The following is a 19,501-nucleotide window of genomic DNA, read 5'->3' as shown; positions in this document are numbered from 1 at the left end:
TCCGGACGACCGGACGACGCGCAGGTTCCCCATCACTCCACTCCATCCATCCACGAAGACAGGTGAAGTATAGGCGTTACTGTGAGTCGACCCGGGCGGACTGGACGAGCAGCCGTACTTCGACGCGGCGATTGGGGATCAGGCATTCGCGCAGGGCCGCCTGGGGCTTCACACCGTCGCACTGCTGGACCTGCTCCACGTCACCCTTGAAGGTGTACGCGATCATGGCCGGATCGACGCCGCGCTCCATGAGCAACGCCTGCACGGTCTGGGCACGCCGTTCGGAGAGCGCCTGGTTGTAGTCGAATCCGCGCCCCTGCAGACGGTCGGCGTGGCCAACCAGCTCTACGCCCGTCAGCATCAGTCCTTCCTTGGGAAGGCGGGCCAGTTCGCGATCGAGGCTCCACAGCGAGTAGACCCGGATGTCGTCGCGACCGGAGCGGTCGAACTCGAACAGCACGTTGACGGTCAGCGCGGTGCCGGCGGGCACTGCGGCGGGTGCGTCGGGAGCGGCGCCGCATTGGCGCGCCATGGCTTCGGCGTCGCTGATCCAGTCCTCGGCGATCTGGATGTAGGGCTTGGCGTGGCGCCACTGCTGCTGGTTGAACTCGTTGCCCGCGTGCACCAGTTCCACTTCGCCACAGGCCACGGCCTGTTGCGCGCAGCTGAAGCCCGGCGTGCCGTGGATGGCACGCAGGCGTTGCCACAGATCCTCGCGCACGCGTGCGGCACCGTTCACCAGCGGGGTGTCGGTCGGCAGCGGTGACACGCCCTGCTCCATGCCGACGATGAGCTTCTCCGATTCGGTCAGCGCTTCCTGCGGGAAGTCGCTGCGGTCGTTGCGGCTGTACTCGTGGAAGGACACGTCCAGCCAGCACTGGGCCTTGGACAAGTGGTAGTCGCGCACGGGGCGGCCAGCATCGTTGAGCGCCTTGATGCGCCCCTGCGTGTGCTCGTAGCCGGAGAGGTCGGCGTGGATGGCTTCGTCGGTGATCCGGTCGCGTTGCGGGGTGAGCACGGTCTGCTGCGCGCTGGCACCGATGGCCAGGGTGGCGAGGACGGCGGCGGCGAGCAGGGTGGGCTTGGTGATGGTCATGTCGTGTTTCCTCAGCGCACCGGGTCGCGGTAGCGGACGTCGTCTCTACGGAAAAGGTCTTCGTCGAACTTGAAGCGCAGGCGGATGAACGCGCCCTGCTGCGTGTACTCGTAACCGGTCAGGTCCTCGTCGCCGCGGAAGCCCGTGGCGTTGTAGCCCGCCGACAGCCAGAGGTTCTGCCGCAGCAGCCGCCCCACTTCCACGCCGAACGCATACTGGTTGGCGCCGTCCTGGCCGCGGAATGCGGAACCCAGCACGCCGATGTCCCAGTTCTCGGTGATGTCGTAGACCACGCGGCCGGAGACCAGCACCGCGTTGAAATCGTCATCGACGCGGCCGGTGTCGGCGTAGAAGAAGCTGTCCTGCTGCCACTTCGCGGCCACGCGGCCGGTCAGCCACCACGGCCGCGACGGATGCCAGTCGGCATGCGCCGAGACGATGTGCGCGCTGGTGCGGATGTCCTGGCCCGTGTCCGAACCGAAGCCCGAGCCGTCCATGCCGCTCTCGTCCTTCTCCAGCTTGTACTCGTAGCGGGCCAGCGCGTTGACGCGGTTGGTGTCCGTGTCGCGGTACGCCGCACCGATCTGGAAGCGGTCCTGCAATACGTCGCCGCGCGCGTCGTACTCGGTCCGCAGCAGGTAGTTGCGTGCCAGCAGCGTCCAGTCGCGGCTCAGCTTGCGGGCCGCCAGGAACTGCAGCAACGTGGTGTTGTAGCCCTCGTTGGTCGGCGTGCCGGCCACGTCGTCGGAGATGCGGTGCTCCACGCGCATGCTGCCGCGCCACATCGGATTGGCCGTGTAGTCCAGTGCGACGCCGATGCCGGTCGAATCGCCGACGTTGCCGGAGATCACGTTGGTATGTTCCAACGACGTATCCAGGCGCAGTCCCTCGCGCAGGTCCCAGCGGTTGCGGATGCCCGACGCGGCCTGGATGTCGCGGCCTGCGATGGCGTCACGCAGCCGGTACTCCGAGAACAGCTGCGTATCCTTGATGAAGCTGGTATCCACGCCCAGCGCGAGCGTGTCGGCTTCGCGGCCATCCTGGGTCAGGCCGTTGACGCCGCTGATGCCGGTCTGCTTTTCGTAACGGCCATACACGCGACTGCGTTCGCGCAGCTGGTAGTCCATGCCGAGCGCCACGCGGTTGCGGTCCTCCCCATGGATGTCCTGCTCCACTTCGCCGCCCAGGCTGAAGCGGTCGCTGGCGCGATAGCCCACGCCGATGCGCAGCATGTCCGAGGACAGTTCGGTGCCCACCGGCAGGCCGCTGGCCACGTCGTTCGGATTGCCGCTGCTGATGATCGGCAGGCCGGTCAACGGATCGAGCGGTTGCTGGCCATAGCCCAGCGCACCACCGCCGGCGCCGGTGGCATAGCCACCGGACAATCCGCCGATGTTGCCGTAGCCGCTGTTGGTGGCCCAGGTGTAGTAGGCGCCCACGGTCTCGCGGATGGCGCGGTAGCCGACATCCAGCGTCAGCTTGTCGGTCAGCTTCACCCGCGTGCCGGCGCTGGCGGCGTTGCGTTCGCCACCGTCGGGATTGCGGTCTTCGCTGCGCAACCCTTCGGCATACAGCTCGAACCGGTCGTTGAGACGCCAGCGCGTGGTCAGGCTGTACTCGCCGCGGCCGCCGTACAGCGGCGAAGCGGGATTGTTGAACTCCGGATCGGACTGGCCGGCGAACAGCTTCAGGTCCACGTCCTCGCTGGCGTGTCCCAGCTCCACCCGCCACGCGTTGCCTTCCACCAGCCCGCTGAGGCCCTGCAGCGCGGGCGTGCCGTACTGGTTGACCGAGTTGGTGTTCACTTCGCTGCGCGTGCGCGCGGCTTCGGCCACCAGCCACGTATTCGCGCCCAAGCGGTAGCCGATGTTCGCGCTGCCCATCTCGAAGGCGGCGAACGGATTGCGGTCGTCCACGTACGAGCCGCCGATCTCGCCGTGCTCGCCCACGCGCAGCTGCGCATCCGCGCCCAGTACCAGGAACTTCTCGGTTCCCTGGTCCAGTTCGTAGGTGATGCGCAGCGAAACGGGATTGAGGTCGCTGTCGAACGACGGCAGGAAGCTGTTGAGCAGGATGCGGCCGGAGAACGGCTCGAAGCTGTAGTCCACCAGCCGCCCCAGCGGACGCACCGAGACGATGCGCGAAGGCTGGTTGCGGTCGCGGACGACCACCTCCACGCGCTCGCTGCCTTCCAGCACCGCGTTGTTGCGCAGGCCGTAAGGACCGCTGCCGGAAGCGGGAAGCTCTTCGATCACCTGGCGCAGCGAATCCTCAATGGCGAAGACATTGCCGCGCACGCGTGCATTCTCGAAGTGCCAGCCCAGGCCGGTGGCGGTACGGTTATAGGTACCCAGCACGCGCGGCGCGGCGCGGGTGCCTGCATCCACGCCGGTCTGCGTCGCGAGGTTGTCGCCGGTCTGGAAATCGCCGTACAGCAGGTAGCTGCGGCCCTTGTCCACGCGCACGTACAGGCGTTCGGCCGAACGCGCATCGAAGCCGCGCAGCGACGCGTCGCCGTATACGGGGTAGAACTCTTCCGGCTGGATGTCGCGCAACAGGCGGGCACGCACCTCCTTGTCGGAATCGTAGGCCGCGGTGAGAAGGTATTCACCCTTGATGGTGCCCTTGGCGAAGAACGCCGCACGCGCCGCACCGTTGGCCTTGCCGCTGTTGAACTGCTTCTCCCAGCGACGGATCTCGCGCTCGAAGCCATCGCCGCGCTGGGTACCGTTGATCAGCCCGTCGCCATTGCGGCGGAAATTGATCACGCCTTCGATCAGGCCGGTGGCGATCATGTCGCGCATTTCCGGCACGAAGCCGACCACGCCTTCGGCACTGTGCGCGCCCGACGTCACCCGCAGCAGCACGTCCTGCGGATCGTGCGGCGCGAGCAGTTCGAATTCGGCCCTGCCGTCGCGCACGGGAAGCTGCACGCCGGGCGTGGCCTTGTCGGCATCCAGCCGACCGGGACCGAGTTCGTCGGTGCGTCCGTCCGGCAGCTTGATACGCCCACCGGTGTGCTCGATGGTTGCGAACGCGTCGCCCGCCATCGGCTTGCCGTCTGCATCGAACAGCTGCACCACCACACGCACCGGCGACTGGCCGTCGGCCGGGACGCCGTCGCGGTCGACATCGACCACCACGCGGTCGACACCCACGTTGACGCGGTAGTCCACGTTGCCCGGTTGCGCGTACAGCGGTTGCGACGCGGTGTCCTGCAGCTGCGGGGATTGCGGGAACAGTGGGGTGCCCTGCCCCAGCACGGGCGTGAAGCGCTGGTCGCCGGATACGGTCTGTGCCGTCGCCAGCGTGGGCACGATGGCCAGCGCGAGAGCGAGCGCCAGCGGATGATGGGAGTGACGCGTGACACGCATGGGCTTGGCTTCCGACAGAGATGAGGGGCGGGAGGGAATGCGGCTCATGGCTGCACCTCCTTGCCTTCTTCCCCATTCGTGGCGGTCGGCCTCGGCGCGACGATCGGCTGCTGGTTGGCCGAATCGGTGGCCTGCTGCGGCGCGCGCGCCGGCTTGCTGTCGAAGCGCAACGGTTGCTGGTTGCGTTCGGTCTCCGGCGCGCGGATCTCGCCCTGTGTGCGGCGCGCCTTCACCTGTTCCATCACCGGGTTGGAGCAGCTGCCCTCGATGAAGTCCGCGCGGTGCAGCTCGCCGTTCTTCAGGTCGATGAAGAGGCTATCCGCATCGCCCAGGTTGCGGTTGCTGCTGGTGGTCAGGCGCGAGCCGACCGGCAGCGTGGACGCATCGACCTTCAGCGTGTGGCTCTTCGGCGGCAGGCCGCAATAGCTGTACTTGCCTTCCGAGTCGCTGACCATCCAGGTGCCGTCCTCGAAGTACATGCGTACGCCGGGGATGCCGATCTCTTCGCGGTCCTGCACGTGGTTGACGTTGCAGTCCACGAAGATCTTGCCCAGCACGCAACCTTCGTCGGTGAACACGCCACCGCTGACGATCACGCGGTACTCGGCCGGATTGGACGGCACCACGCCTCCGTTCGGGTACGGCGCCAGCGTGGTCGGATCCACGCAACCGCCGTCGATCGAGCAGCCGTGGGCACGCGCCCGGTTGATGCCATCGCCCTGCATGCTGCCCACGCCAACGCGGACGCGATAGCTGAGCGTCTTCTGCGCGCCGACGGCGAGCGGACCGACATCGAACACCAGCGTCGGGCCGGGCTTGCCCAGCGGATTGGCGATGCCTGCACCATCGACACGCGCGGTGCCGTCGATGAAGGTGAACCCGTGCGGCAGTCGGTCGACCACGTTGACCGTGCCCATCGACGCACCTGCCGTCTGGCGGATGGTGATGGTGTAGACCAGGCTGTCGCCCACTTCCACCGTCTTGCGGTCGCCGGTCTTGGTGATGACCAGGCCCGGTGCGACCTGCGGGTCGAGCGGGATGTGGTTGTGCACCGGCACCGCCACGCCCGAACCCAGCGTCAGCTCCAGGTAGTAGCGGGTTTCCGTGCCCACCGGCGCCGTCGGCGCGGTGGCATTGGTCTGCACCGGATGCCCCACGCCCGGCGTGGACGGCGGCGACAGCGGTGCGGTTTCCGCCGGGATCATGCCGGACTCGAACGTGTAGCCGGCCGGCGGCGTTACTTCCAGCTGGAAGCGGCACGAGGCAGGCGCATCCGGACCCAGCAGGAACTGGTAGAAGCCTTCCGCACCGACCGTCATCGACACCGACGTGCCCTGCACGGTGTAACCGCCCAGCGCGGCATTCAGCACGTGCTGCTCGGGCGCGTAGCCCGCGCAGGTACCCACCGGCGTGAGCGTGACGCGTGAGCCGGGCACCGGCGTGCGCGTGGTCGCGTCGTACACCACGCCACCGGGATTCAGCGGCAGGCTCTGCTGCGGCAGGTTGGCGCCCGGCGCCAGTACCACCGCCAGATGCGTGAAGCCGTTGTCGCTGCTGCGGCACGAACTGGCCGTGCCGTTGGCGACGGCACCGCCCGCATCGCACGGCACTGGCGGACCGGTGACGGTTTCGCCACTGACCGGCAGGCCCCAGACCACGCCCGTCGCCGGGTCGCGGAAACGGATGGCCAGCGGGATGCCCGGCACCTGGTCGGCGATCGAGTACGTACCGTCCGCGCCCGTGGTCGCCGTGCCGACGACCTGGCCGCTGCCGTTCACCACTTCCACCACCCAGCCGGACAGGCGACGGTCGCCGCCATCGATCAGGCCGAACTCGCTGCCCTGGTCGAACCACACCGTGCCCGACACCGAAGCAGACAACTGCACGGCGGTGGGCAGGCGGCACGCGTTCTGCGTGATCGCCGGATCGCACACCGGCAGGTCGGCCGGATTGCCTTCGAAGTCGGCGCGCTCGTCGGTGGTCGGCGTGCGGAACTCGTTCTCGCCGCCGCCTTCCACCAGCACGGCGTTGTTGACCGGCGAACCGGTCGCCGCCGACGCATCCACGCGAACCTGCGCGACGATGGCATCGGCCAGCGTGGCACCCGCCGCGATCACCGCGCCGCTGCTGCAGCGGAAGCGGTTGTCGCCGGAAGCGCCGGTGCAGGTCCAGCCGTTGCCGGTCGGCGTGGCCGCCAGCGTGAGGCCGGCAGGCAGGCGGTCTTCCACCACGTACTCACCCGCGCTCGGCTGCTGGCCGATGTTGCGTACGCGGATGGTGTAACTGCCCGGGTTGTTGACGGTGAACGTGGTGGGCGTGGCGGTCTTGCTGACCACCAGGTCCGGCGAATCGCCGATCTCGCCGAAGTTGTTGTCGATGGAATCGCCGCCCGGCGGCAACACGATGCCGCTGATGGCCGACGGCGTGGTGCTCACCGGCGTGGCGACGCCCACCGACGTGCCATCGAGGGTGCCCGGCGTAGTGATGCCGTTGAGGGTCTCCGCCGGCTGGTTGGGCTCGGTCACCGTGTAGGTACCCGGGCGCAGGTCGTCGAAGCGGTAGCGGCCTTCGCTGTCGGTGGTGACGGTGACGTCGACCGTTTCGCCCAGCTCATTGGTGCCGGTCAGCACGACCTGCACGTTGGGGAAGCCGCCTTCGCCGGCATCGATCACGCCGTTGTTGTTGCCGTCGTTGTAGACGCGGCCGGCGATGCTGCCGGAAGGCACTTCACCGAAGTTGTTGCCGCTGGCTTCCTCGCCCACGCCCAACACGACATCACTGATCACCGACGGTGTGCTGGTCGGCGGCGTGGCCGTGCCGCCACCCGTGCCGGGCACCGTGGTGCCGTTGAGCGTGCCGGCCGGTTGGTCGGGCTCGGTGATGGTGTAAGTGCCAGGCGGCAGCTCGGTGAAGGCATAGCTGCCATCCGGCTGAGTGGTCACCTCGCGGGTGATGGTGTTGCCGGCAAGGTCGGTGCCGGTCAGGCGCACGACCACATTGCCGATGCCCTGCTCGGACGGGTCGATGACGCCGTCGTTGTCGGTGTCTTCCCACACGCGCCCGCTGATCGCGCTGTTCAACGGAATCTCGCCGAACAGATTGTCGACCGATGCGCTGCCCGGCGTGGTCAGGTCGATGGTGCTGATCGCGCTGGGCACGGTGGTGATCGGCGTGGCGGTGCCGGTCGACGTGCCGCCGACGGTGCCGGCGATGGTCTGGCCGTTGCTGGTGCCGGTGGGCTGCTGCGGCTCGGTCACCGTGTAGGTGCCGGGACGCAGGCCGTCGAAGGCGTAGTCGCCGTTCGCATCGGTGGTCGTGGACACCGACACCGACGCGCCGGTGTCATCGGTGCCGGTCAGGGTGAGGGTCACGCCTTCGATGCCGGTTTCGGCCGCGCCCGACTGCACGCCGTCGTTGTTGGCGTCGAAGAACACGCGCCCGGACAGCGACACGCCCAGCGTTTCACCGAAGTTGTTCTGTACCGAATCGCCGCCCGCGGGCAGGACGATGCCTGCGATGGCGCTGGGCACGGTCGTCACGGGGGTGGCGGTGCCGCTGCTGGTGCCACCGACAGTGCCGGCCACCGTGATGCCATTGAGCGTGGTGACACCACCCACGACGGGCTGCGCAACCTGCTCGGTCACCGCATAGGTGCCGGCCAGCAGATCGCCGAAGCGGTACTCGCCATTGGCGTCGGTCACAGCCGCGGCGACGGCATTGCCCAGCGCATCCAGCGTGCCGGCAGGCAGGCTGACGCTGACACCGGCGATGCCGTTCTCACCCGCTTCACGCACGCCGTTGTTGTTGGCATCCAGCCACACACTGCCGGACAGCGATGCCGCCAGTTCGCCGAAGTCGTTGCCGCTGGAACCGGCGGCCGGGAGGTTGGTCAGCGTGATGCGGTTGGAGGTGTTCTCCTGCCCATCGGCCAGGCCGGTGGACTGTGTCTCGACGATGCGGTAGTTCTGGCCCGTGATCGCACCGCCATAGCTGTAGCCGCCGTTCGCATCGGTGGTCAACGTGACCGGCGGCAGATCGTCGCCGGTGCCGAACACGCCATCCGGGCCAGCGCCTTCGATGACCACGGTGACGCCGGGGATGCCGGGTTCGCCACCGTCCTGGTCGCCGTTGTCGTTGCGGTCCAGATAGACCGTGCCGCTGATGACGGCATTGGCGAGTTCGCCGAACAGGTAGCCGGTGGCCGCCTGGCCCGCATTGATCGCGATGCCGTCGATGACGTTCGACGTGGTGGCGCTGCCAGGCGTGGCGGCATTGCCCGGTGTGTGCCGGCCATCGATGTAGCCGGTGGGCTGCGTCTCGGTGATCGTGTACGTGGTGCCGGCCTGCGGTGGCAGCAGGTCGCGGAACACGTACGCACCGGCCGCATCGGTCTGCGCGGTGACATTGACCGCATTGCCCAGCACATCGGTACCGGTCAGCGTCACGGTGACGTTGGCGATCGGATTCTCGCCACCGTCGAAGGTGCCGTTGTTGTTGTTGGCGGCCGTGGCCGAGAAATCCTCGAACACCAGGCCCGCCAGTGAACCCAGCGTTTCGCCGAAGTCGTTGCCGGCGGAGCCGGCCGGCGGCAGGTTGGCGATGTCGATGGCGTTGGTGGGATTTTCGGTGCCGTCGGCATAGCCCTCGGGCTGCGTTTCGCTGACGCGGTAGTCCTGCCCGACCACCAGGTCGGTGAACTGGTAGGCGCCGGAGGCATCGGTCTGCACCGTCACCGGCGCCGGATCATCGCCATTGCCGAAAATGCCGTCGGCGCCTGCACCGGTCAGGGTGACGCTGACGCCCTGCAGCCCGCCGTTGGGACGCGAATTGACCGTGCCGGCGTCACCGCCGTCGAAGTTGCCGTTGCCATTGCGGTCCACGTAGACGCTGCCGGAAATACCGGCCACGGCGTCTTCGCCGAAGTTGAACACGGTGCCGTCGGCACCCGCGCCCAGGTCGATACCGCTGATGCGGTCGGTGGTGGCGGCATCACCCGCCACACCGGTGCCCGGCGTACAGCCCGTGGCGCACGGTGCGCCGCCGACCTGGCCGGGATTCACCGCCGTCGGACGGTTCTGGTAGCTGCCGGTCGGCAGCACTTCGCGCAGTGTGTAGACGATCAGCGGATCCAGATTGCTGAAGCTGTAGGCACCGCTGCCGTCCGTCGTCGTCGTCGCGACGACGGCACCACTGCCGGCGTCGAGCAGTTCGACCGTGGCGCCGCTGATGGGCGCATCGCCCGCGTCGCGGATGTCGTTGAAGTTGCCGTCGATGTAGACGAAGCCCGACAGCGCCGGGCGGCGCACTTCAGGGAAGTCGTAGCGCACGCCGGCCTGGTCGGCGCCGACCGGGATGGCGGCGATGACCGAGTTGGGCGAACCAGCGCTGTAGGTGCCACCCAGTGAAGGCTCCGCGCCACCGCTTGTGGGCAGGGCCACGGGACTGTTGACGAAGCCGGCAGGCTGCGTCTGCGTCAGTGTGTAGCCGGCGGCATCGGCCGGCGACAGATCGGTGAAGCTGTAACTGCCGTCGGCAGCGGTGACGGCGCTGCGATTGACGGCGTTGCCGTACGCATCGGTGCCGGTCAGGGTGATGGTCACGCCCGCGATGGCCGGCTCGGTGGCTGCACCCTGGTGGGTGCCTCCGTTCGCGCCGGCGCGGTCACGGTCTTCAAACACCACGCCCGCCAGGCTGGAGCGCGTGACGCCCAGCGGCACGGTGGTCGTGTTGTTGCCCGGGACCGGATCGACCTGTTCGGTCGCGATGGTCGCGGTGTTATTGCTGGTGCCGCCCGCGGGATACGCATCCCAGCGCGCGGGCACGATGATGCGTGCGCGACCGGTGACCGTCATGTCGCCCAGGGTGCAGGTGACGGTGTTGCCCGCCTGGCTGCAGGTGCCTGTACCGACGGGTTGCTCGTCGCCACCCGGATCGGGGCCGTCTTTCCGCCAGGTGATCGGGCCGGTGACGATGAGGTTCGCGGGCAGCGTGTCGGTCACCACCGTGCCGGTGCCGTTGAGCGGACTGGTGCCCGTACGGTCGCGCGAGAGACTCGCGCCCGGACCGTTGTTGACCCCGCCGATCACGTAATAGAACGGCTGTCGCAGCGACACCGAGCCGATGGTGGGCGGCAACGCCACGGCGGGATCCGGATCCGGTGCCAGCGCGACCATGGTCTTGGTGACGGCCAGGTCGGCGCGCGAACGGATCGTTGTGTCCTGGTCCGCGGTGTTGTTGGCGAGGTTGGTGTCGGTCTCCGCCGAGCTGGCGGTGGCCGAGTTCAGCAGCGTGTCGCCGGAGGCGCCGGGCGGCGTTTCGTAGGCATAACGCAGGTAGAGGGTGCTGGTCTGGCCGGACGCCACCACACCCGGCAGGTTGGTGGAAAAGCCAATGCCCGGCATCACGCAATCCAGCACCAGCGGCGCACCCACCGTGGGGTTGCTGCCCGCGGTCACGCTGCAATCCGTGTCGACGAACGGCCCCGTCGTCGACGCGGACACGCCCAGGAAGCGCACGGTACGGCCCGCGAGCGGCGTCAACGTATCGCTGATGCGTACGTTCGTCGCCACCGACGGTCCGTTGTTGCGCACGGTGACGCGATACGTGATGGCGTTGTTGGCCGGGGTGACAGCGTCGTAGCCCAACGGATCCACGCCGCCGGCGAAGCCGGTATCCACCTTGTTGGTGATCAGGTCCACGCTGCCGCTGTTGAACGGCAGGCTGGCGCTGCGCTGGTCGTCGCCGGCGCTGTCGTCGGTATTGAAATCGAAGCTGCCATTGGCATCCGAACCGCTGGCCGGATCGGGCGTGCCGTCGTTGTTGCGGTCGAAGAAGAAGTCCGCCACGTTGGTGAACACGCGTCCGGTGTTGCCGACGTTGACGTTCGGACGGATCACCACCGTCAGGCTTTCGGTCTGGCCATTGGCCAGCGCCAGCGGCGCGCAGGTCAGCGTGACCTGTGCGGTGCCCGCCGTCGGATTGGCATACGACACGCCACCTGCGGCAGGCGCCGTGGTGATGCCGGGACCGGGCGTGGCCGTGCAAGCGGCGGTGCCGCCACCGGTGCGCGTGGCCGACATCAGCACGAAGCCGGCATCGTCGGCGGGCAGCGTGAACACATCGCGGAACACCACGCCCGGCGCCGTCGACGGCCCCTGGTTGCGGAACGACATCACGTAGGTCGTGTTGACGCCAGCCTGGCCGGTCGCGCCCGAGGTGATGCTCTTCGTCGTGGTCTGCACATTGGCGACGCGATCGATCCGCAGCCAGTCCGACGCGTTGTTGTTGCCCGCGTTGATCTCGCCGACCGACCCCGCCACGGCGGCATCGATGCCGACCCCGGCGGTATTGCAGAACGCATTGGTCGTAGGCACGCCACCACAGGTTCCAGCCCCAAGGCCGGCACTGTCGAAGAGCGCGCGCTGCACCGTCAGTACGATGCTGGCACTGGCGCCATTCGCCAGGGCCGTGGTGCCGGAACGGCACACGACCGACCCGCCGGTCGTGCAGTTCCAGCCCGCGGGTGCGTTCGCGCTGACGGTGGTGCGGCCGGCCACGAAACCCGGGATCGCATCGTTCACCACGATGCCGGTGGTGCTGTCCGGGCCGTCGTTGGTGATGGTGAGCGTGTAGGTCACCGTGTCCTGCGCGGCGGTCAGCACGTTGTCCGCATCGCCCGGGCCATTGGTCTGCTTGGCGATGCGCAGGTCGGCGCGCTCGTCGGTGGTGCGGGTGCCCGCGCCACTGCAGTCGTTGCCGGCTTCTGGATCCTGGTCGATGCCGCCGGCCGTCAGCGGTTCGACCGAACCGTTGGAGCCGCCGGTGCACGCGGTGTTGGTCAGCGCACCTGCGGCACGCGCGCGGCTGATGATCTGCAGCTGCGGCGAGTTGGTGTTCACCGCCAGCGGAAGCGAACCGGCATTCAGGTCGCAGGTCACGCGCTGCCGCGCGGGCGGCACCGCGTACGGATTGTCGACCGCGCAGGTCCACGGACCGGACGCGGACACGAACTCTTCACCCGCCGCGAGTTCGTCGACCACCTGCACCTGCCCGCTGGCGGCGCGCGGCCCCAGGTTGCGCACGCGGATCAGCGACGTCATTCGGCTGTCGGTGTCGGGGCCGATGCCATCCCACACCGCGACCAGCGCCGGCGACTTGCTCTTGGTCATCGACAGGTCGGCACCGTCGGCCAGCACGGTGAAGGTGACGCTGCCATCGTTGTTGTTCACGCCCAGAACGGGACCGTTCGGATCCGGCGTGGTGGAGGTGATCGTCGCCGTGTTGGTGACGTCGCCGCTGCTGTTGGCGCCCGTGGAGGGCACGGTGGCGACGATGGTCAGTGTTTCCACCGCACCGACCGGCATGGCCGCCGCGCGCGTGCACGTCCGCGTGCCGTTGGCGCCATCGTTGCTGCAGGTCCAGCCACCCGGCTGGGTGCCGCCGGTGATCACGAAGCCCGCCGGCAGCGCGTCGGTGAGGCTGACGTTCTGCGCCACGCTCGGGCCGAGGTTGCGCGCGGTCAGGGTGAAGGTGACGGACTGGCCCGCGATCGCGGGCGCGGGTGCCGCGGCCTTGCTCAGTGCCAGGTCGGCACCCGGCGTGATGCTGGTGGTGACGTCGGCATTGTTGTTGCTCGGATCCGCATCCGGCGTGCCGATGGCTTCCACCGTCGCCGCGTTGATGATGTTGCCGCTGCCGGCATTCACGCGGGCACGGAAGGTGAAGCTGCTGCTCGACCCCACCGCCAGCGTGCCGGCGTGAGTCGCGGTCATGGTGCCGCTGTTGAACGTCCAGCCAGGGCCATTGAAGCTGCTGGCCACGTACGTCGCCGCCGCCGGCAGCGTGTCCACGACACGGAAGTTGGTGGATGCGCTCGGGCCGTCGTTGAAGACAGTCAGCGTATAGGTGACTTCGGCACCACCCACAACGGGATCCGGCGTGGCGCTCTTGATCAGGCGCAGGTCGCCGGCGGTCGTCAGCGTGGTGGCTTCGTTGCGCTGGTTGTTGGCGGTGTTGGTGTCGCTGGCGAAGAACGCATCGCCTGGCGTGAGCGCCGTGATCGGCGTGCCGGCAGGCGGTACCGCGGTACCGAATCCGATGGCGCCACGCATCGTCACCGTGCCCGGCGCCTGGCCGCCCGTATCGACGCCGAGCTGGAAACTGACCGGCGCGCCCTGCGCCGTCTGCGTGCCCACCAATTCGCCCACCGCGCACACCACGCGCGCGGGCACGCCGGCGTCGGCGCTGCAGAACGCCGGCAGCGTGCCGGCCGTGGTGCCTGCAGGCAGGTCGAAGATGACCACGGCGTTGGGCACCGTGTCGGCCGCGCCGTTCTCGACCGTGACGTTGTAGACCACCTCACCGCCGGCCGGGGTCGGATCGTAGCCCGTGTCGGACAGGTCCGTGATCTGCAGATCGGCAGCCAGTGCGACAGGTGCCAGCAGCCATGTCGCCAGGGTCATCCAGCGCCACGTCCGGCTGCGATTCCGCAGCGACCACCCTGTCGAACCCACGCGCGCGCGCGCGCATCCGCCGATCAACGTCGGCTCACCCTGCTCTTTCACTGACTTTCCCCTGTTCCACCTGGCCGGATCGAACCCGGCAAGCCATCAGGACGGCCTTGCCCGCGTCACGGCGGAAACCGTGGCGGGGGGGCGACCCTCGGGATGGCGAGAAGACATCACCGCTTTCGCGGTGCGGCTCCGGTACCGATGTCGGCCCCGGATGTGGGAAAAGTCTCTATTGCGCGGGGATGCGCATCAATGACGGTGGCTCACTAAAACTCACCATTTCTCACGGCAAGGAGGTGTCAGGGTGCGAATACGTAGCCGATTCCACGCACGGCGCGCAGCGGCAGCGGCTGCGAAAAACGGCTGTTGACCTTGCCGCGGAGACGATGGACCAGAACGTCCAGTCGATGGGGATCGAAATCCCAGGGCTGATCGGTCAGCACCTCGATCAGGGCCGTTCTGGATACGGGCATGCCAGGCTGCTCCAGAAGCCGTGCAAGGATCGTGCGTTCTGCCTCGCTGAGCGCCAGCGTCCTGGCATCGGGTCCATGCAACGTCCAGCCCGCGTCGGACAACGACCAGGTGGGCGCTGCCTCGTCATCCAATGCCGCGCCATTCATCGCGGGTGCCAGCCGGCGATGGAGATTGGCGACAGCCACGGCCAGCACGTCGTAATCGACGGGCTTGGCGAGGAAAAGATCGGCCCCCACCGCAAAGCTCTGCGCCATGAGCTTTTTGCCGCCGCGGCCGGTCAGCAGGATGATGCCCACCGAGGCAAGCTGCCGCAGGTGCGACGCTACCCCCAGCCCGCTCTCGCCGGGCAGGCCGATGTCCAGGACGACGATGTCGAGCGCCTGGACACTCATGTGGCGGTACAGGGCTTCCGCACTCGGCAGGCCCACGACGTTGCAGCCGCGCTCGCTCAACTCCTCAACGATCAGGCCTCGCAGTTCGTCTTCATCCTCGACAACGGCAACGCGTGGAGACGGCAGATCGTGTTGGCTCATGGAAAGAGGAAGTCGACGGTGCAAATGTAGCGTAACTCACATTTCACGTCTTATGTCCACGCGCGCGCGGAAAAATATCGCACCCGGCAGCTTCCCACGCATTGCGGATCGGCTGAACCAAGCGCCCAGCCACCCTGGTTTTCCAGATGCTGACTGCCATGCCCGGGGGCAAATGCGTCAATGTTGCGTACGTCTACCGCAATGTCCGCAGACTGAGGGAATCGTCTTGGTGACCATTTCGCGGCATCGCCATCTCCACGCCCTGGAAGGCAAGCGCCCTGAGCAACGCTGTCAAATCGGTCGGGACAAAGTACCCGTGGTCTGCCACGGGACGGGAAACAGCTGTTCAACCGACACGGGCCTGAAAGCTGGGCTCGTTCGTCGGGCACGTTGAGTTCCCAGACAGCCTCGACCCGAAGAGGAGATCATTCCACGTCAGGTTCGAGTAATGGACACGCCGCCGTCGACGAAAAAAGCGGTACCCGTGATGAAACTGGACGCATCCGATGCGAGATGCAGGACGGAGCGTGCGATCTCTTCTGGCGAGGCCATGCGCTTCAACGCGTGGATACGCTCCACGAAGGCCTGCACCTCCGGCGTGGCGTCCGGCGCGTTGGTGATGCTGGCAGGCGTGTCGGTGCCTCCGGGGAGTACAGCGTTCACCCGGATCCCGCTCGCGCCGTACTCGGCCGCCAAGGCCTTGACCAGACCGATCTGGCCCGCCTTGCTGGCGGCATACGCCGCCATGCCGGGAAAGCCGGCCGTGTAGCCCACGAAGGAGGATGTGAAGATGAGCGAGCCGCCGCCGCGCGCCAGCATGGCCGGCACCTGGTACTTGGCGCCAAGGAACGCACTGGCAAGATTGGTGTCGAGCGTCTCGTGCCATTCGTCAAGCGACATTTCCGTGATGGGCTTGGTCTCTCCCAACACCCCTGCATTGTTGAATGCGACATCAAGGCCACCGAATTGGTCGATGGCCGTGTCGACCAGGGCCTTTGCAATTTCTTCGCCCTTGATGTCGCCCGCAACCGCGGTTGCATACCCACCCTCTGCTTCGATTTCACTGACGAGCGCGTCGAGTTCGGCCTGACGACGCCCGCTCACTACCACGCACGCCCCTTCTCTCGCGAACAGCTTGGCCGTCGCACGTCCGATGCCGGAACTGGCTCCCGTGATGATGGCCACCTTCCCTGCAAGTACATCCATCTGCAACTCCCGTCTCGTTGTGTAGGGAGAATCTATCGGCCTGTGTCGCCAGCCGATATCCGTTTCTTGCTTTCGCGCCCAGGACGGCGGTGCGCATATTGGTATGGCACGCCAGCTCGATGAATGGCCACGCAAGACGCTGGGCCACGAAACACGGGCAGAACGGTATCGATAAACCGTTGCGTCGATCGGTTGAATCCAAGGCAGGAGCGGACACGTATCAACTGGGCAACTCAACGAGACCTTTTCCCGTCAGACTCAAACATCGGGTGGGACTGACGGATTTCACGAAGTCGGTGTCATGGCTTACAACGACCATTGCGCCTTCGTAGTTCTGCAGCAACTGTTCAAGTTGCAGAATGGCTTGCAGGTCGAGGTTATTCGTAGGCTCGTCCAGCAACAGCAGCTGGGGGGCATCGTCTGCATGCAGCACACAGGTCAGCGTTGCCCGGAGGCGTTCTCCTCCTGACAGCGCGCTGACCGGCAATTTCATGCGATCGCCGCGGAATCCAAGCCGTGCCAGTACGTCAGCGCGCTCCTGGGGTGGAAGGCGGGCGGCTGTGTCCGCAAGATTCTCGGCTAGCGACTTCGCGGGCACCAACTGGTCCAGGCGTTGACTGAGATAGGCTGCACGGGTGGCGCCGATGCGACGCCCTCCCCCCGCGGGGGTCATGTCCCCCGCCAGAATTCGCAGGAACGTGGTTTTACCCACGCCGTTGTCCCCCATCAGTGCAATTCGCTCCGGTCCGCGGATCGTCAGCGTCATGCCGCGCGCATCCCACAGGGGCCCGTCTTGGCCGAGAGCTTGCACGTTCTCCACGGTCAGCACGTGTTGTGTGGGGCCTACACGCGTGGCAGGCAATGAGAAGCGGGGCATGGCAGATGAAGATGCGTCCTGCTCGGCGCTTTGCAGTGCATTTCGCATCTGGTCCACACGTTCGCCATGCACGCCGGCGGCCCTACCGGCGGACACTTCGGCTCGGCGTGCCAGCGTACCTGCGACGATCCTGGGCAACCCTGCGTTGGGAGCCTTGCGCGCGGCATTGGATGCGCGCCGGTCCGCACGCTCGCGAGCCTGTTGCATCTCGTGCTTCTCGCGTCGCAGTTCCTTGCGTAGATGTTGCACCTGCTGCTCGGCAGCGGACTGCTCGCGATCTGCTACAGACCGGTAGGCACTGTAGCCGCCTCCGACCATGCGAAGGCGCGTGGGTTGTAGTTCCGCGATTTCCTGCATGCCTTCCAGCAAACCTCGATCATGGCTCGCCACCAGGAGGCATCCACGGAACGACTCCAGCACGGTGCGCAGGCGCTGGCGTGCTTTCCGGTCCAGGTGATTGGTGGGTTCATCCAACAGCAGGACATCGGGCGCTCGCAGCAGCTGGGCCGCCAGCGCCATTGCCATCGCCTCGCCCCCGCTGAAACTGGAGATGTCCCGCTGCAGGCAGACGTCATGCAGACCGAATGCCGCCAGCTGCGAGGCGATGCGCTCGCGCAGGTCCCAGTGGCCGTCCGCCCGCTCCAGCTGTATGGCATCGGCTGTGCCAGCGAGCACCGCATCCACCGCTTTCAGCGCGTCGGTGACACCCAGCAGCTCAGCGACAGTGGCGTTGCAGGCGCTGTTCCAGCGCTGCGGCAGATAGCCCGGTCGACCGGCGATGTCGACTGCACCGGCCTGCGTTGCAAGCTCGCCTGCCAACAGGCGTAGCAACGTTGTCTTGCCCGCGCCATTGGGCGCGACAAGACCGATCCGCGACGGGCCAAGGACGAATGACAAATCGGCGAAGACAGGCGTGCCGTCTGGCCATGAAAACGAGAGGTGGGAAACGCGAACACGTGCGCCGGACATAGGTTCCTCCTTTAGTCGCCCGACATGGGGCGATCACAGCTGAAGCTCCCCCCAGTGCGGGGTGCTCGTGCGTCTCAGGGGAACGGGGCTATCACACGTCCAGCGGACTCCGGGATCACTTCGGTGGCGGGTATTGTGTCAGCGGGAGGCGCCTTGGTGGTGAACGGTTGACGAAGGCGTGGAGCGCAACTCGATCGTCGCCTGGAGACCGCCACCTTCCCGATTCGACAGTCGTAGTGCGCCGCCGAGCGCCTGGGTGAGTTGCTGGGCGATGGCCAACCCAAGGCCTGTGCCGCCCGTGCCGCGGCACCGCGATGGTTCGAGCCGCTGAAAGGGTTTCAATACATGCTCCAACTGCTCGGGCGGAATACCGGGTCCACGATCAAGCACATCGATACATATCCGCCCCGCTTCATCCATGCGGAGTCTGGCCTCGACGTCACCGGCGTGGTTGAGCGCGTTGTCGACCAGGTTCTGCAGGATTCGACGCAACACCTGGGGATGGGTGTCATGAGACGCAGAGTCGCCGATAGAGAGCGCCACCGCGCGTCCGGCGTCCTGATAGTCGGCCACTACACTTTCCAGGAAGGCCGTCATATCCAGGCGAACCGCCGGGCCCAACGTGACTGACGCGCTGCGGGCGTAGTTCAGGCCTTCGCGCACCAACAGGCTGATGTGGTCGATATCGCCCAGCAGCTTCTCTTGCTCAGCGCTGGCGTCCATCGCCTCGACCCGCAGCCTCAAGCGAGTAATCGGAGTCTGCAGATCATGTGAGATTGCTGCGAGGATCTGCGTGCGCTCGGAGACATGGGTCGCCACGCGTGCCTGCAGAGCATTGAGCGCGCTCGCGGCCTGGGCGACCTCCCACGGGCCATCCTGTGGCAGCTGCGCACCGCCGCCAGCAGGATCCATGCGCTCGGCCGCTCTCGCGAGGTGGGCAAGAGGCCGGGTTGCCAGCCGTACGGCAACCGCTACACACAGCAACAGCAAGATGACCTGGGCCGCAAGAACCCAAGGCAGCCATCGTGCGACCGGCATCAGTGACGGCGTCACTTCAATGGTCAGAAGCTGCCCGTCGCGGAGCGTCAGCTCTACCTCATAGCGTTCCGGTGTGGCGGACACTGCACGGGGCCGCAAGGCATATTGATGCCCCAACGCATCATCGATCAACCCCGTCACCTCATGCGATCGCGCAGTGGACAATGGCTCGCCAGGCAGTGCTGGACGCAGGAGATAGCGGTAGGTCCTGCGCTCGAGGCGCGGAATCCAGGCGTCACGTTGATCGTCGGGCAGTTTCTCCAGCAGCGCGACGCTGACGGGAATGTCCTCATAGAGATTCCTGAGCATCATCGAGCGCGTGGCATCGGCACGCTCTTCGAATAGCAGGGCAAACGACAGGGCGTGTGCGAGCAGCAAGCCCGCACCCAGGATCATGACAAGGCGCGATCGAAGCGTTCTCGGCA

At 67.0% G+C, this 19,501-nt stretch carries 7 protein-coding genes; all 7 read right to left on the bottom strand.

Features of this window, described 5'->3' with window-relative positions:
- Nucleotides 1–76: 76 nt before the first annotated feature.
- The 7 genes from FB548_RS03395 to FB548_RS03365 all read right to left on the bottom strand — a co-directional run bounded on the left by FB548_RS03395 (nt 77) and on the right by FB548_RS03365 (nt 19,472).
- Entirely contained in the window at nt 77–1,096 is a 1,020-nt protein-coding gene (locus FB548_RS03395; RefSeq protein ID WP_142123331.1) for an OmpA family protein, read from the bottom strand.
- An 11-nt stretch (nt 1,097–1,107) separates the two neighbouring features.
- Nucleotides 1,108–4,518: an Ig-like domain-containing protein gene (locus FB548_RS03390; protein ID WP_142123330.1), complete on the bottom strand. Its 3,411-nt coding sequence runs from the start codon at nt 4,516–4,518 to the stop codon at nt 1,108–1,110.
- Nucleotides 4,515–13,931, bottom strand: a complete 9,417-nt coding sequence (locus tag FB548_RS03385; RefSeq protein ID WP_221625903.1) for an SdrD B-like domain-containing protein — start codon at nt 13,929–13,931, stop codon at nt 4,515–4,517. Before FB548_RS03385 ends, FB548_RS03390 begins: the two co-directional genes overlap by 4 nt.
- A gap of 347 nt (nt 13,932–14,278) precedes the next feature.
- Nucleotides 14,279–15,010: a response regulator transcription factor gene (locus FB548_RS03380; RefSeq protein WP_221625902.1), complete on the bottom strand. Its 732-nt coding sequence runs from the start codon at nt 15,008–15,010 to the stop codon at nt 14,279–14,281.
- A 411-nt stretch (nt 15,011–15,421) separates the two neighbouring features.
- The gene (locus tag FB548_RS03375) at nt 15,422–16,192 is read right to left on the bottom strand and encodes an SDR family oxidoreductase (RefSeq protein ID WP_142123327.1); all 771 of its coding nucleotides are present in this window, start codon (nt 16,190–16,192) and stop codon (nt 15,422–15,424) included.
- A 220-nt stretch (nt 16,193–16,412) separates the two neighbouring features.
- A complete protein-coding gene (locus tag FB548_RS03370) occupies nt 16,413–18,038 on the bottom strand; it encodes an ABC-F family ATP-binding cassette domain-containing protein (protein WP_142123326.1) in 1,626 nt (541 codons plus the stop codon).
- 138 nt (nt 18,039–18,176) lie between these two features.
- Entirely contained in the window at nt 18,177–19,472 is a 1,296-nt protein-coding gene (locus FB548_RS03365; RefSeq protein WP_142123325.1) for a HAMP domain-containing sensor histidine kinase, read from the bottom strand.
- Nucleotides 19,473–19,501 lie beyond the last annotated feature (29 nt).

This window comes from Pseudoxanthomonas sp. 3HH-4 (assembly GCF_006716465.1).
Taxonomy (GTDB): Bacteria; Pseudomonadota; Gammaproteobacteria; order Xanthomonadales; family Xanthomonadaceae; genus Pseudoxanthomonas_A.
Note: the sequence above shows the minus strand (reverse complement) of the source record. Positions and strands in the feature narration are given on the sequence as shown.

Coding starts and splice junctions, on each gene's coding strand:
- FB548_RS03395 (WP_142123331.1), bottom strand. CDS start 1,096: ATGACCATCACCAAGCCCACCCTGCTCGCCGCCGCCGTCCTCGCCACC.
- FB548_RS03390 (WP_142123330.1), bottom strand. CDS start 4,518: ATGAGCCGCATTCCCTCCCGCCCCTCATCTCTGTCGGAAGCCAAGCCC.
- FB548_RS03385 (WP_221625903.1), bottom strand. CDS start 13,931: ATGACCCTGGCGACATGGCTGCTGGCACCTGTCGCACTGGCTGCCGAT.
- FB548_RS03375 (WP_142123327.1), bottom strand. CDS start 16,192: ATGGATGTACTTGCAGGGAAGGTGGCCATCATCACGGGAGCCAGTTCC.
- FB548_RS03370 (WP_142123326.1), bottom strand. CDS start 18,038: ATGTCCGGCGCACGTGTTCGCGTTTCCCACCTCTCGTTTTCATGGCCA.
- FB548_RS03365 (WP_142123325.1), bottom strand. CDS start 19,472: ATGATCCTGGGTGCGGGCTTGCTGCTCGCACACGCCCTGTCGTTTGCC.